This window comes from Bacillus sp. NP157, from assembly GCA_018889975.1.
Lineage (GTDB): Bacteria > Pseudomonadota > Gammaproteobacteria > Xanthomonadales > Rhodanobacteraceae > Luteibacter.
Genome location: CP076546.1, coordinates 573398 through 587926 on the forward strand (window position 1 = coordinate 573398; position 14529 = coordinate 587926).

Sequence of the window (14529 nt, forward strand, 5' to 3'; positions counted from 1 at the left end):
GGTCCTGATGAGCGCGCTTCGAGACCATGCCCTGGCTTGCCGCGACGCGGCGCCGGCGATCGCCGCGCTGGATACGGCCGCCAAGCAACGCCTGCTCCACCGCATGGCCGATTACCTGGCCGCCGACGCGGCCGTGGTTCTGGAGGCGAACGCGCGCGACATGGACGCGGCACGCGAGGGCGGTACCGGCGCGGCGATGCTCGATCGCCTTCGCCTCGACGGCCAGCGACTGGCTGGCGTCGTCGCCGCCATCCGCCAGGTGGCGGGCTTGCCCGACCCGGTAGGGCAAGTGACCCGCAGCGAAACGCGACCCAACGGTATCCGGGTGGAGCGCGTGCGGATCCCGCTCGGCGTGATCGCGATGATTTACGAGGCGCGGCCCAACGTGACCGCGGACGCCGCTGCGCTCTGCCTGATGGCCGGCAACGCGGCCATCCTGCGCGGTGGGTCGGACGCCATGCATTCGAACCTGGCCATCGCCGCGTCGTTGCGTCGTGCCCTGCGTGACGAGGGCTTGCCCGAGGCCGCGGTCACGGTGATCGACGACACCAGCCGCGAGGCGATGGTCGAGCTGCTCCAGCTCACCGATATCGTCGACCTGGCCATCCCGCGCGGCGGCGAGGGGTTGATCCGGTTCGTCGCCGAACATGCGCGCGTGCCGGTCATCAAGCACTACAAGGGCGTCTGCCACCTGTACGTCGACAGGGACGTGGACGACACGCTGGCCATCGACCTGCTCATCGACGGCAAGACCAGCCGACCCGGCGTCTGCAATGCGCTGGAAACGCTGCTGGTCCACCACGACATCGCGCCATCGTTCATTCCGAAAGCCGTCGCGGCGCTGCATGCGCGTGGGGTGGAAGTGCGTGGCGACCACCTGACCCGCATGCTCGCCCGCGATGTCGTGCCGGCCTCGGATGAGGACTACGCGGCGGAGTTCCTCGATCTGGTGATCGCCGTACGCGTCGTCGCCGATATCGACGAGGGCATCGCCCATATCCGGCGCTACGGCTCGGACCACACCGAAGTCATCGCGACGACGGACACCGTCGCCGCCGATCGCTTCGTCAAGGCACTGCGCTCGGCCGTGGTCATGGTCAACGCGTCATCGCGCTTCAGCGACGGTGGCGAACTCGGCCTCGGCACGGAGATCGGCATCTCCACGACGCGCCTGCATGCCTACGGCCCCATGGGTGCGGAATCGCTCACGGTGGAACGCTTCGTCGTGCGCGGGAAGGGGCAGACGCGCCACCTGGCGTGAGTCGCGTGGGTTCGCGCCTACGCGGATTCGCGACGTATCCTGATTTCGACCTGGCCTCGACCTGCCGAACATGGCGGGACGTCGGGATGAGGCCAGGAAAGGACCGTGCACATCAGAGCCACGATCACCGCGCTCGCGCTCGCGGTGCTCCCTTGCGCAACACGAGCAGGCGGCAAGTCCGTTGATGGCTATCGTCACGCGGCAACGGACCCCGCCGTCACGCGCGCGGAAGCCGGACTCCGAGCCGCTCGGGAAGACGTGGTACAGGCCGAGGCACGACGCCTTCCCACGATCGGGTGGCGCGCCGGTTGGTCACACAAGCTCGTCCACGACCATGCCCTGGCGTGGGATCGGCTGCGCCGTGGCGACGTCGGCGAGGCACCATCGGTCGCCGCCTCCCATGGGCTTACCACCCGCACGATGTCCCTGCATGTTGCCGTGCCGGTCTGGAACGAAGAAGCGCGACAGGACGTCCTGGCCTCCCGGGCCGCCCTGGCGGCACGCCATGCCCGGTTGGAAGCCGAAGGGCTAGCGGCAGCGGCACGCTTCGCTCGTGCCCGCCTGACGGTCGAGGTGGCCCGGGAGCGACAGCGCATCGCCTCGGACAGCGAACGGAACCTGCAAGCCGTGGCCCGGCTGGCCCGCCTGCGTGGCGAGGTCGGCACGCTCGGTTTCGGTGGCGTGGCGGAAGCCGCAGCGCGCCACGCCAGCTCGGTGAACGACCTCGCCGATGCATCCGTCCGCCTCGCCGACGCCCTTGTCGCGCTCGGTCTCCTCGGTGGCGCTGGTTCGACGCGCGGTGCACCCGGGGCAGCCGGCTCGGTCATGCCCGCAGCGTGCGTCTCGACGGGAGAGCAGGCGTCCCGGATGTCGCTTTCGCATCCCCGCGTCGAAGCGGCGCGCCACGACATAGCAACCGCCCACCACCGCGTGGCATCCATGCGAGCGGCCCTGCTTCCGACCGTAACGCTGCAGGCCGCCTACGCGACGACGACCTCATGGGCGCTGCATGGTGGACGCTCGGCGGCACGCGTGCCGAACAATGGCCGGCCGGTGGCATCGGTGGCGATCACGTTCGCGATGCCGTTGGGCGAGTCGCTGAGGGGCTCATCGCGCCTACGGCAGGCCATCCATCGTCTCGACCAGAGGCAGGACGACATGGCGATCGTCCGTACCGAAGTGGACGTCGCTGCGCGTAGGGCACTCAGGAGGGTGCAGTCATCGGTACGCATCGTTCGGGCACAACGCGATGCGCTGGAGGCCGTCAACGGGTCGACGGCTGCCGCAACCGCGGGCCTGTCCGTGGGGCTGCGGAGCATGTCGGATCTCCTTGCCGCAGAGACGCGGGTCGTGAGCCAGCGACTGGCGTATCTTGGCGCACGCGAAGTGCATGAGGGGAACGCGATTTCGTTATGGGAAGCGATCGGCGGCTGCTGGTCGCCGCGCGTGCCTGGGGTCGAGAAGCATCTCGAGCGTCGAAGCACGCCTGGATGGTTGAGACATTTCTCGGCGAACACGGCCGCGCGGCAAGCGACCGATCGCCAGTGATGGGCGCCGAGCCGCTGATATTGACGGTGAGGATGGGCCATTCCGGGTGGCGAGCCTCATTCGTGTATGGTCTGGCGTCCGTTCCAGGTTGCCCGGTTCCTCCCCTATGACCTTGCGTTCCCCACCTACCGGCGCGAGCGGCCCCGCCGCCAGCAAGAATCGCCTCAAGTCCATCATCGGCGGTTCCACCGGCAACCTGGTCGAGTGGTTCGACTGGTACGTGTACGCCGCGTTTACCCTTTACTTCGCACCGCACTTTTTTCCGAAAGGCGACCAGACAGCGCAGCTGTTGAGCGCCGCCGCAGTGTTCGCCGTGGGCTTCGTGATGCGCCCGATCGGTGCGTGGATCATGGGCGTCTACGCCGATCGACGCGGGCGCAAGGCCGGCCTCACGGTGTCGGTTACCCTGATGTGCGTCGGCTCGCTGATCATTGCCTGCACACCGTCGTATGCAACGATCGGCATCGCCGCACCGGCCCTGCTGGTACTGGCGCGCATGATGCAGGGGCTGTCGGTCGGTGGCGAGTACGGTGCCAGCGCGACCTACCTGTCCGAGATGGCGGGCAAGGACCGCCGCGGCTTCTTCTCCGCGTTCCAGTACGTCACCCTGATCTCCGGACAACTGCTCGCCATCCTCCTGCTACTGGTCCTGCAGACCGTCATGGCCAGGGAGACGCTGAACGATTGGGGCTGGCGCATCCCCTTCGCGATCGGTGCCGTGCTCGCGATCGTCGTGTTCCGCATTCGTCGCGGCCTGGCCGAAACCGACAGCTTCAAGAACGCGCAGGGAACGACCGCACCGAAGTCGGGTTTCCTCGTTCTGTTCCGTGAGCACCCGAAAGAGACCCTCCTGGTCATGCTGCTCACCGCCGGCGGCACGCTGGCGTTCTACGCCTACTCCATCTACATGCAGAAGTTCCTGGTCAACACCAGCGGCTTTAGTCGGGAGACGGCAAGCCAGATCAATGCGGTAACGCTGTTCGTCTTCATGCTGCTGCAACCCGTCGCCGGCGCACTCAGCGACCGCATCGGCCGCAAGCCCTTGATGATCGCCTTCGGCATCCTCGGCGTGCTCGGCACCTATCCCATCTTCAGCACCCTGGAGACCACCCGCGATCCGGTCATCGCAGGCCTGCTGGTGATGGCAGCCCTGGTCATCGTGACCGGGTACACCTCGATCAATGCGGTGGTGAAAGCCGAACTGTTCCCGGCACACATCCGCGCGCTGGGCGTCGCCCTACCGTATGCGCTAGCCAATACGATCTTCGGTGGCACGGCCGAGTACGTCGCGCTAAGCCTCAAGGACGCCGGATGGGAGCAGGGCTTCTACTGGTATGTCACCGCGATGATCGGTATATCGCTCCTGGTGTACCTGCGCATGCGCGATACACGAACGCAAAGCCTCATCGTCGAAGATTGACCGGGACCTCCTAGCAGAGGCATTCGTAGGAGCGCGCCTGCGCGCGAATGAAACGCATGGCGGCAAAGCCGCAGGGGCTATCCTCTGCCATGGCCCGAGCGCTGCGAGGACGGCCAATCGCGCGCAGGCGCGCTCCTACAAGAGCCGTCGCTGCGTCGGGATTGCCCGTGCGTCGGCTGTCCCACCCAGCTCGCGACACGGATGAAGAGAGCCCTCGGTGCCTACCCTCGAGGCGAGTTCCGCACAAGTGAGCGCCCGTAGGGCAATAAGTACATGGGCCGCGGCTGCGGCCAACCTTGTCGAGCGCGGAGGACCTGTCTGAGCAGCGAGGGTAGGCACCGAGGGCTGTCCTGCGGCCACGCATGAGCGCCGCGCGGACGGCCATCGCGCGCAGGCGCGCTCCTACAGGGGGGCGGTTCGGCCGGAGGCCGGGAGGCATGCGCCGCAACGCGGCGAACCGCATTGGCGACGCGTTACAGCGCGCCGCGCAGGATCGCCCGGATGCGTGCGGCGACCTCGGCCATGGCCGGCCAGCAGCGTTCCAGCGCCGCGAGGAACTGCCCGCGATCGATGGCCACGGTCTCTGCGCGGCCGCCTTCCTCCGGCGGAAATTCGATCAGCAGGCGGCGGCCGTCGATCCACGACTGCGTGCCGGCGAGGAAATCCGGATCTTCGTAGCGCGAGGAGCCTGCCGCCGGCGGCATCGCAAACGCGGTGCGGCCCTCGGCGGGCGCATGCTTCAGCAAGTCGATGGCGATCGCATACGAGCCGTCATTGTCTTCCAGGTCCAGGTTCACCCGATCCAGGTTCGGACCGAGGAACAGATCCATCGTGCCGTTCAGCGCCACGTGCTTCGTGTAGCCGTCCAGCCGGGCACGCCGGTCGGTCAGGACCGGGCGCAACAGCGCCGCGTAGCGATCGGTCAACTCGGCATGGTCGCGCAGCCAATCGCTGCTGACATCGATCACGCCAACCTGATGGTCACCCCGGCTCACCTCCAGCCCGCGATGGCGGACGGCGTCGGGCAGGTCCGGCAGCGACACCGGCAGGCCGCCGGCCTTCATGCAGAACAGCGTGCGCCCCGGCACCAGGCGCAGCCAGTGCGTGGTCGCCTGCATGGCAAAGCCATCGCCGCGCTCCACGTGCGCCGCCGGATAAAGATCGCCGATGCTCATGCGTGCTTCGCGCGCCAGGCTTCGATCGCTTCCACGGCGCCCAGGCAATCGGCGAAGCGGTTGTAAAGCGGGGTAGGCGACAGGCGGATGACGTCGGGTTCGCGCCAGTCGCCGATCACGCCGCTCGTTTCGAGGTGGGCGAACAGCGCACGGCCCGCCTCGCGTCCGGCGCGCACGCGCACCGAAAGCTGTGCGCCGCGCTGCGCTGGATCGCTGGGCGTGACGATGTCCAGCGTGTCGTCCAGGCGCGTGCGGATCAGCCAGTCGAGGTACGCGGTGAGGCGCCGGCTCTTCTCGACCAGGCGTGGCATGCCGGCACGCACGAAGATATCGAGCGAAGCCCGCAGCGGCGCCAGCGCGAGGATCGGAGGATTCGACAGCTGCCAGCCGTCCGCGCCCGGGGTCGGCACGAAGTCCGGGCCCATCTGGAACCTGGTGGTCTTGTCGTGGCCCCACCAGCCGGCGAAGCGCGGCACGTCCGCGTGTGCGTGGCGTTCGTGGACGAACGCCCCGGCGACCGCGCCCGGGCCGGCGTTGAGGTATTTGTAGGTGCACCACACCGCGAAGTCCGGGCCCGTCGCATGCAGGGACAGCGGCAGGTTCCCCGCGGCGTGGGCAAGGTCGAACCCGACCATGCAGCCGGCGGCGTGGCCCAGCTCGACGATCCGGGCAAGGTCGAACACCTGGCCCGTGCGGTACTGGATGCCCGGCAGCAGGATCAACGCCACGCGATGGCCATGCTCGGCGATCGCCGCCTCGATGGCATCCATCGACAGCGTGCCGCCGGGGCCGTCGGGCTTCAGTTCGATCAGGTCGGTCGCCGGGTCGAAGCCGTGGAAGCGCACCTGCGATTCCAGCGCGTAGCGGTCGGTCGGGAACGCACCGGCTTCCATCAGGATCGCCGGACGCGAGGCGGTCGGCCGATAGAAGCTCACCATCATCAGGTGCAGGTTCACGCCCAGCGTATTCATCGCGACCACTTCATGCGGCTTCGCGCCGACCACGTCGGCCATCGCGTCGCGTACATACTCGTGGTAGTGCATCCATGGCGAGCGGCCGCGGAAATGCGCCTCGACGGCGAGCTCGGCCCAATCGTGCAGCTCCGCTTCGATCGCCGCACGCACGCTCTTCGGCTGCAGGCCCAGCGAATTGCCGCAGAAATACAGCGTCTCGGCACCTTCGTGCGGCGGGATGTGGAACTCGTCGCGGAAGCGGCGGAGCGGATCGTCGGCGTCCTGGGCTTCGGCCCAGGCGCGCGTTGCTTCAAAACCGGTCATGACGAAAACCTGATGGATCAGTTGGGCATGGAGCTGGCGACGGATGCGCAAGCTTTGTCGAACGTGGCAGCGAATTTGGCATCGGCGGCAGGGCGCACGCAGCGCAACTGCACGGCGTATCCGCTGGTGAAGAAATAGCGCTCGTAGTAATCGAGCTTCACCGTGCCTTCCTTCGCGGTGTAGACATTTTCGGTCGGTGCCTTCGGCTTGCCGGCCGCGTATTCCTTCAGGTTCGTGGCGCGATTGCGCAACTCCCCGGAGAACTGCTGGAACGCGACGAGGTTCGCCGCCGGCTTCATGGTGATGGTGACGCGCGCGAGGGTCGCGTCCGCATTGCTGGCGCCCGGTACTTCGAACACCTGCGATTCGCCGTCACCGTTGGACTGCATGATCAGCGTCCAGTTGTCCGGCACCGTGAAATGGACATTGCCGCCACCCATGGCGACATCGGTCGCCCCGATGGCCGGCGCGGCCAGGGCAAGGGCAAGCGGAAGGGCGCGCAACTTGCGAAGCATCGGACGTGTTCCCCCGTGAAGATTCGCCATTCTGGCACAGGCATCGCGGCGTGGCCGCGACGCGGGTGTGCGCCAGGTCACGCCACGGCGGCGACGGGCTGGAAGCGCGAGAGCGGGACGCCCAGCCAGTCCAGCGCGGTGCCGTGGAACAGGCGGGCACGCGTGGTCTCGTCCAGGCCCAGCGCGTCGATGCCGCTGCCCGGTTCCTGCTCGCCGAGCGGGAAGGGGTAGTCGGTACCGAGCATCACCCGGTCCGTGCCCACCGTGTCCAGCAGGTAGCGCAGGGCGGCGTCGTCGTGCACGCAGGAATCAAAGAACAGCCGCTTGAAATAGTCGCGCGGGTTACGCGCGTTGTCGGTCGCGACCAGGTCGGGGCGCATGCGGAACCCGTGCTCGATGCGGCCGATGGAGTAGGGGAAGCTGCCGCCACCATGGGCGAGCATTACCTTCAGGTCGGGCAGGCGTTCGAGGACGCCACCGAAGATCAGCGAACACGCCGCGCGCGACTGCTCGGCGGGCATGCCAACCAGCCAGGGCAGCCAGTACTTCGGCATGGAATCGGTGCCCATCATGTCCCACGGATGGACCAGCACCGCGGCACCGAGGTCGGCGGCCGCTTCGAAGAACGGGAACAGTTCCGGCGCGTCGAGGTTCCAGTCGTTGCAGTGCGAACCGACCTGCACGCCCTGCAGGCCCAGCTCGCCGATGCAGCGCTCCATCTCGCGGATCGCCAGGTCGGGCGACTGCAGCGGCACCGTACCGATGCCTGCGTAGTGCCGCGGGCGCGCCTCGCAGACCTCGGCCATGGCGTCGTTGAGATGGGTATGCAGCTCGAGCGCCTGGTAGCCCTTAGCCCAGTACGAGAACATCACGGGCACCGTCGACACCACCTGGACGCCCACCCCGAAGCGGGCGTAGTCGGCGATCCGGTGATCCATGTCGAAGGCGGATTCCCACACTTCGCGGAAGAACTTGCCGCCGCGATAGATGCGGTGGTGGCCGCCGCTGTGGGTCATGACCGGGAAACGATCGTCGCCGAAGCGCGAGGCCAGGTCCGGCCAGTCCTTCGGGAGGATGTGCGCGTGGGTGTCGATCTTCAGCATGGCCCGAGTGTAGGGCCGGCACGGGCCGGGCGCCTCTGGCGGTGCAGCAAACCCACCGCGGGCGTGCGCTGGCGCCCGCTCAGGCCGGTGCGGTGCTGCGCCGGTTCACCACGTGGGCGATGGTGTCGACGTTGTCGGTCAGGCGGTCGGTGAGGCGTGCGACGGCATCGGCGAACTCGCGATCGGGATGGCGCGACAGGGCCTCCACCAGGGCGCGTTGCTGGTCGCGCAGGCCGGGTGGCAGCTCGACCGGCTCGGCGAGGGTGAGAGCTTCGCCCTGGCGGCGAAGCTCGGAGGCGGCCTCGCGGATGAAGGGCCCGACGTGTTCCCAGCCATCCGGCACCTCGCCGACGTCGATCAGCGCTTCCAGGGTCATCCCGGTGCGCGCGACACGGTTGCCGTTGGCGAACAGGGTCTCCGCCAGCTCCTGCAGCAACACAGGCGTGCCCGGTTCGGCGCGCATGCGATCGACCGAGGCCTGCGCGTTGGTGCGGGCGGTACGCACGGTGGTGCGCACCTGGTGGCGGGTGGCGCGGTCGTCGGGCTTCACCAGCGCGTCGAGGTAATCGCCGTAGGCGCAGAGCATTTCCGACAGTGCGGTGCGTGCACGGTGGCGTTCCCAGGAAGGCCATAGCACGTAGGCAAGCAGGGCCATCGCACTGCCCAGCGCCGTGTTGAGCACGCGGTCGGACATCGCATTGAACGGGTCGACGCCTTCGAACGAGAGCAGCACGACCACGGTGCCGGTCAACGCGGCGACGGCGATGCCGTAATGCGCACCGGCCAGGTAACGGAAGCCGACGCAAAGCACCGCCATCACCGCGATGTGCGCCCAGGCGACGTCCGGCGAAAGGCGCAGGACGAAGGTGGTCAGCATCAGGCCCAGCACGGTGCCGACGACGCGGAGCAGGCCGAAATTGAACGTGGCGGCGAAGTCGGGCCGCAGCACGATGGCGGCGGTCATCGGCAGCCAGTAACCATGGGGCAAGTGGAAGTACCGCGACACGACGAAGGCCAAAGTGAGCACGACCGCACAGCGCACCGCGTGGCGGAACGCCACCGATTGCGGGGTGATGTTCGCGCGTAGCGTGGCCCACGGCGAGGTGCTGCGCAGTGTTTCGGGCAGGGCGGTTTCCTCGCGCTGGGCACGCAGTTCACCGCGGCTGCCGGCCCAGTTGGTATTACGCACCACGGCGGCCAGCTGGCCGGACAGGGCCTGGATGTGTGCGGTGAGGCCCATGCCCGTGGCACCGGCGGAGAGCAGGGCGCGCTCGCTGGCCTGCAGGGTGGCCAGTGCACGCTGCGCGCGCTCGGGCGGCTCGGCGGCATCGAGGGCCGCGGCGGTGGCCGCGAGCACCCGGGCGGCGTCCTGGCGGAACATCTCGCCCATGCCGTCGCGACGAGTCTCCAGCTCGGCCATGGCGACCAGCTCGAGGCGGATGCGCTCGGCCAGCTCGAGCAGGACGCGGAACGCTTCCATCGCGCGGCCGCGCGCATGGTGGCGGCCCAGCAGGAAGTTCTGCAGGTCGTTCATGCCGTCGGACAGGCCCGGCGCTTCGCCGTCCTTCTGCGGTTTGCGCGCGAGTTCGGCCAGGCCGCGATACACCGTCGCCAGCGCGCGGCGTTCGGGCAGGTAGCGCTGCAGTGGCCATGCGGCCACCGAAAAAAGCGCGAGCAACATGCCGCCGGCGAAGATCAGGCTGCCACCGGCCAGTGCATCGCGCCAGTCCTTCGGTACCGCGGCGCAGATCACCAACAGCAGCATGCTGGTCATGCCGACGCGGGCGATGTCCGGGCCGAACACGACCAGCAGGCCGCCGAAGAAGCCGCAGGCGATGCAGGCGATCGCCATCAGCGCGACCTGGTCGCCGATCATGAAGCCGACGAGGCCGGCCAGGCCGGCGGACAGCGCGGCGAGGAACAGCCGGCTCAGGCGCTGCTGGTACGGTCCCGGCTGGTCCGAGAACATCGTATCCAGCGCGCCCGCGGCAATGCCGATGCCGACCTGTGGATAGCCGGCGTAGAGGCCGAGGATGAGGGGAAGGATGACCGCCGCCGTGTTGCGCAGCGCGACCCGCATCGGTACGTCGGGCCGCTTCGTCCGGATCAGCGTCTGGACGACGCTCGCACGAAGCGAGTAGGTCGGTGATCCCATCCCGCCACTGCTCCCGGTTAGGACGCGCGCCCCGCGAATTCACCCGTGAGGGTATTCACCGTGACCTTCTCGCCGTTGGTGATGTACTCGGGCACCTGCACTTCGATGCCGGTGTTGAGCTTCGCCGGCTTGTTGCGCTTGGTTGCGCTGGAGCCCTTCAGTTCCGGGGCGGTGTCGACCACGGTGAGCACGACGCTGCTGGGCACCTGCAGGCCGACCGGCGCATCGTCGATCACCTGGATGTAGTAACCCTCGGCGTCCTCGACGATGTAGCCGGCGTTGTCGCCGACGGTGGACGCATCCAGCGTGTACTGGGTGTAGTCCTCGTCGTCCATGAACACGAACGCGTCGCCGTCCATGTACGAGAACTTCGCCTGGCGGCGGGCGAGGTCGACTTCCTTCAGCTCGTCGTCGGCGCGCACGCTGAGGTCGAACTTGCGGTTGCCGGGGATCGAATACAGCGTGAAACGGTAGGTGACGTTGCCGCCGCGCGCCGAGGGCGAGCTGCGTTCGATGTCGCGGACCTGGTACACGGTGCCGTCGTTCTCGACGACGTTACCCTTCTTCACTTCGGATGCTTTCATGGCGTTGGCGTTGTCAGGTGGTGATTATTTCGGGGCGAGGCGCACGGCGCCGTCGAGGCGGATCGTCTCGCCGTTGATGTAGCGACTGGACACGATGAAGGCCACCGTATCGGCGAACTCTTCCGGCTTGCCCAGGCGCGACGGGAACGGAATGGAAGCGGACAGCGATTCCTGCACCTGCGGCGGCATGCCGTCGACCATCGGGGTCCAGAAGATGCCCGGGGCAATGGTGTTCACGCGGATGCCGAAGCGGGCCAGTTCGCGGGCCATCGGCAGGGTCATGCCGACCACGCCGCCCTTCGAGGCGGAGTAGGCGGCCTGGCCGATCTGGCCTTCGTACGCGGCCACCGATGCGGTGTTGATGATGACGCCGCGTTCGCCGTCGTCGCCGGCGTGGTTGGCCTGCATGAGCTGCGCCGCGGCCTTGGCCACGTTGAAGCTGCCGATAAGGTTCACCATCACGGTGGTGCTGAAGGTGGAGAGCGGCATCGGGCCTTCCTTGCCGAGCACGCGGCCCGCGCCGAGGATACCGGCGCAGTTGACGACGACGTTCAGGCCGCCCATCGCCTTCGCGGCAGCGGCGATGTTCGCGACCACGCCGTCTTCGGAGGTGACGTCGGTGCGCTGGAAGCTTGCGTGGGAACCGAGCGTGGCAGCGGCGGCATGGCCCTTCTCTTCGTTGACGTCGAAGAGGGCGACCTTCGCGCCGGCCGCGACGAGGCGCTGCGCGACGGCGTGGCCGAGACCGGATGCGCCGCCGGTGATGACGGCCCTGACCTGTTCGAGCTGCATGGAAAACTCCGGGGATAGCGGGGTAAAGACACGCAGTTTAGCCGAGCGCGGCAGCGTGGATGTGTCGCGCTGCCGCAAAAGGCGGCAATGGATCGACCGGCTTTCGCGCGCAGGCGCGCTCCTACAGGAGCAGGTCGTCGAGTTTTGCGCTGGCTGCCAGCGTGGCGAAGGGGATCACCGGGACGGGAGGCACGGCGGGTTCGCCCATGAACTTGCTCCACACACCGACGTCCCACCACTGGCCGAGTTTGTAGCCGGCCTTCGGCCACACGCCGGCGGGGGCGAAACCCATCGCTTCGTGCATGGCGACGCTGGTGTCGCCGGGCAGCGTGATCACGCCGACGGCCTGGTTGATGCCCTGGCGGTGCATGGTTTCCAGCAGCACGCCGTACAGGCGGCGGGCGATGCCGCGGCGACGTGCCTTTTCATGGACGTAGATGGATGTCTCGGCGATCCAGTCGTAGGCCGCGCGTTCGCGGAAGCGGCCACCATAGGCATAGGCGATCACTTCGCCGGCGTCTTCCCAGACCAGCCACGGATGCGTGCGCAGGCGGGTCGCGATGCGCTCGGCCATGACCGCGTCGCCGGGCAGGTCGGTTTCGAAGGTAATGGCGCTGCTTTCGACGATCGGGGCGTAGATGGCGTGGCAGGCGGCGGCGTCGGCGATGGTGGCGATGCGGATCAAAGCGGCTTTTCCATGAAGATGCTGGCGGGGCTGGCGCGATGATCGCCGAACGGCGGGCAGCGGCGATAGCCGGCGCGCTCGTAGAGTTCGATCGATTCCGTCTGCGCCGTGCCGGTTTCGAGCCGGACCAGCCGGCTTCCGGTGCCGCGCACCTGCGTTTCCAGCGCTTCCAGCATCTGCTTGCCCAGGCCCATGCCGCGGCAGGCGGGCAGCACGTACATGTAGTTCAGTTCCACGTAATCGCCGTGGTCGAGGCTGGCGCCGCAGGCCAGCGGGGTGCCGTCCACGCGCGCCGTCATGAACGTCACGTGCGGCCGTTGCAGGCTGTCGACGGTGACCGAGGCCGGCACGGCGGGGTGCCGGTCCAGGTCGGACAGGTAGCCATGCAATTGCTCGATCAGGGCGAGCACGTCGGGCTTGCCGGGATCGTCGATGGCAAAGGCAAGCGAAGGCGGCTTCGGCGCGACGATGAGGTCGCCGTCGTTGAGCCCGCGCAGGAAGAAACGATCGCAGCTGAAATGGCCGGTGCCGCCCATCGGTGCATCGATGCGGGTGAAGCCGTGGCGCATGTACACCGCCTGCGCCGCATCCATGCCGGTCAGGGTTTCCAGGTAGCAGCGCGTGAAGCCTTCGCGCCGCGCGGCGTCCAGGCACAGCCGCATCAACCGCGACGCTGCCCCGGTACCGCGTGCCTGCGGAAGGAAATACATCTTGCGCAGCTCGCAGGTTTCGTCGTCACCGCCTTCCAGCGGCGCGATGCCTGCGCCACCGACCACGCGGCCGTCGATTTCCACCACGAAGTACGCCTTGCGATGCCCCCGGTACGCGGCGGTCATGCTGTCGACCTCCGCGTCGTGGATCGCAAAACCGGGGCCGTCGGCGCCGAATTCAGGCATGACGGCACGGATTACCGCGGCGACCTGGGCGTCGTCACGCGGCTCGATGGGGCGGAGGATGGGGTCGGGGGTCGGCATGGGGTTGGTCGCGGTGACGTCGGGGCGATGGGGAGGAGCGTTGAGAGTACCGGGTTGAGAGTACCGAGTTAGAGCCGGAGGCGGGCGGCCCCGCTTTTCACCCGGTACTCTCAACTCGATACTCGATACGCTCCTACTTCGCCGTCCGGGCCCGCGTCACCCGGCTGGCCGTCTCCTTGCCCAGTTGGGCTGCCAGCCACGCGCCGACCTGGACGAGCTTGTCGAGGTCGACGCCGGTGGCCATGCCCATGCCGTGCAGCATGTAGGCGACGTCTTCGCTGGCGACGTTGCCGGTGGCGCCCTTCGCATACGGGCAGCCGCCGGTGCCGGATACGGCGCTGTCGACGACGCGTACGCCTTCCTCGAGGCAGGCGAGGATGTTGGCGAGGGCCTGGCCATAGGTGTCGTGGAAGTGCACGGCGAGGGCGGCCATCGGCACCTCGGACGCGACCGCGTGCAGCATCGCGCGGGCCTTCGCGGGGGTGCCGACGCCGATGGTGTCGCCCAGCGATACCTCGTGGCAGCCCAACTCGTGCAGGCGCTTCGCCACGCGGACCACGTCGGCGACGGGGACCTCGCCCTGGTAAGGGCAGCCGAGCACCGTCGACACGTAGCCGCGTACGGCGACGCCATCGGCGCGTGCCCGTTCCATCACCGGGACGAAGCGGTCAATCGATGCGTCGATGCTGGCGTTGATGTTCTTCTGGTTGAACGCCTCGGAGGCGGCCGTGAACACGGCGACCTCGCTGGCGCCGACCTCGCGGGCACGCTCATAGCCCTGCAGGTTGGGCACGAGCACGGGATAGACGACGTCGGGCGCCTTGCGGATGGCGCGGAAGACCTCGGCGGCATCGGCCAGCTGCGGCACCCACTTCGGGCTGACGAAACTGGTGGCCTCGATCGTCTGCAGGCCGGTGTCGGAAAGGCGGTCGATCAGCTCGATCTTCACCGCCGCGGGCAGCATCGCCTTTTCGTTCTGCAAGCCATCGCGCGGGCCGACTTCGACGATGCGGACATGGTTGGACGGGGACATGCGTAGC

13 protein-coding genes are annotated in these 14529 nt (G+C 68.1%); 3 read left to right on the forward strand and 10 right to left on the reverse strand.

The genetic code is table 11. From position 1 onward, the window contains the following. Window positions 1-7: 7 nt before the first annotated feature. The 3 genes from KPL74_02635 (at window position 8) to KPL74_02645 (ending at window position 4229) form a co-directional block, all read left to right on the forward strand. A complete protein-coding gene (locus tag KPL74_02635; GenBank protein QWT20916.1) occupies window positions 8-1261 on the forward strand; it encodes a glutamate-5-semialdehyde dehydrogenase in 1254 nt (417 codons plus the stop codon). A 105-nt stretch (window positions 1262-1366) separates the two neighbouring features. Next, on the forward strand, window positions 1367-2809 hold the full coding sequence (locus KPL74_02640) for a TolC family protein (protein ID QWT20917.1): 1443 nt from the start codon (window positions 1367-1369) through the stop codon (window positions 2807-2809). 106 nt (window positions 2810-2915) lie between these two features. Next, window positions 2916-4229 carry an MFS transporter gene (locus tag KPL74_02645; GenBank protein ID QWT20918.1) on the forward strand — a complete coding sequence of 438 codons (1314 nt, stop codon included), beginning with the start codon at window positions 2916-2918 and terminating at the stop codon, window positions 4227-4229. Window positions 4230-4702: 473 nt separating this feature from the next. On the opposite strand, the gene KPL74_02650 is transcribed toward KPL74_02645, so the two are convergent. The 10 genes from KPL74_02650 to KPL74_02695 form a co-directional block, all read right to left on the reverse strand. After that, window positions 4703-5404 (reverse strand): hypothetical protein, encoded by a 702-nt coding sequence (locus KPL74_02650; protein QWT20919.1) that lies wholly within the window; start codon window positions 5402-5404, stop codon window positions 4703-4705. Continuing rightward, a complete protein-coding gene (gene kynU, locus KPL74_02655) occupies window positions 5401-6681 on the reverse strand; it encodes a kynureninase (GenBank protein QWT20920.1) in 1281 nt (426 codons plus the stop codon). Before kynU ends, KPL74_02650 begins: the two co-directional genes overlap by 4 nt. A gap of 17 nt (window positions 6682-6698) precedes the next feature. Next, a complete protein-coding gene (locus tag KPL74_02660; GenBank protein QWT20921.1) occupies window positions 6699-7196 on the reverse strand; it encodes a hypothetical protein in 498 nt (165 codons plus the stop codon). A 77-nt stretch (window positions 7197-7273) separates the two neighbouring features. After that, a complete protein-coding gene (locus tag KPL74_02665; protein QWT20922.1) occupies window positions 7274-8299 on the reverse strand; it encodes an amidohydrolase in 1026 nt (341 codons plus the stop codon). 79 nt (window positions 8300-8378) lie between these two features. Then, entirely contained in the window at window positions 8379-10454 is a 2076-nt protein-coding gene (locus tag KPL74_02670; GenBank protein ID QWT20923.1) for an FUSC family protein, read from the reverse strand. 17 nt (window positions 10455-10471) lie between these two features. Then, window positions 10472-11038, reverse strand: a complete 567-nt coding sequence (gene yeiP / locus KPL74_02675) for an elongation factor P-like protein YeiP (GenBank protein QWT20924.1) — start codon at window positions 11036-11038, stop codon at window positions 10472-10474. Window positions 11039-11062: 24 nt separating this feature from the next. Beyond that, the gene (locus KPL74_02680) at window positions 11063-11830 is read right to left on the reverse strand and encodes an SDR family oxidoreductase (GenBank protein QWT20925.1); all 768 of its coding nucleotides are present in this window, start codon (window positions 11828-11830) and stop codon (window positions 11063-11065) included. 121 nt (window positions 11831-11951) lie between these two features. Then, on the reverse strand, window positions 11952-12515 hold the full coding sequence (locus KPL74_02685) for a GNAT family N-acetyltransferase (GenBank protein ID QWT20926.1): 564 nt from the start codon (window positions 12513-12515) through the stop codon (window positions 11952-11954). Further along, complete coding sequence (locus KPL74_02690) at window positions 12512-13489, reverse strand: GNAT family N-acetyltransferase (protein ID QWT20927.1); 978 nt, start codon at window positions 13487-13489, stop codon at window positions 12512-12514. Before KPL74_02690 ends, KPL74_02685 begins: the two co-directional genes overlap by 4 nt. Before the next feature lie 133 nt (window positions 13490-13622). Then, window positions 13623-14522 (reverse strand): hydroxymethylglutaryl-CoA lyase, encoded by a 900-nt coding sequence (locus KPL74_02695; protein ID QWT20928.1) that lies wholly within the window; start codon window positions 14520-14522, stop codon window positions 13623-13625. Window positions 14523-14529: the final 7 nt, after the last annotated feature.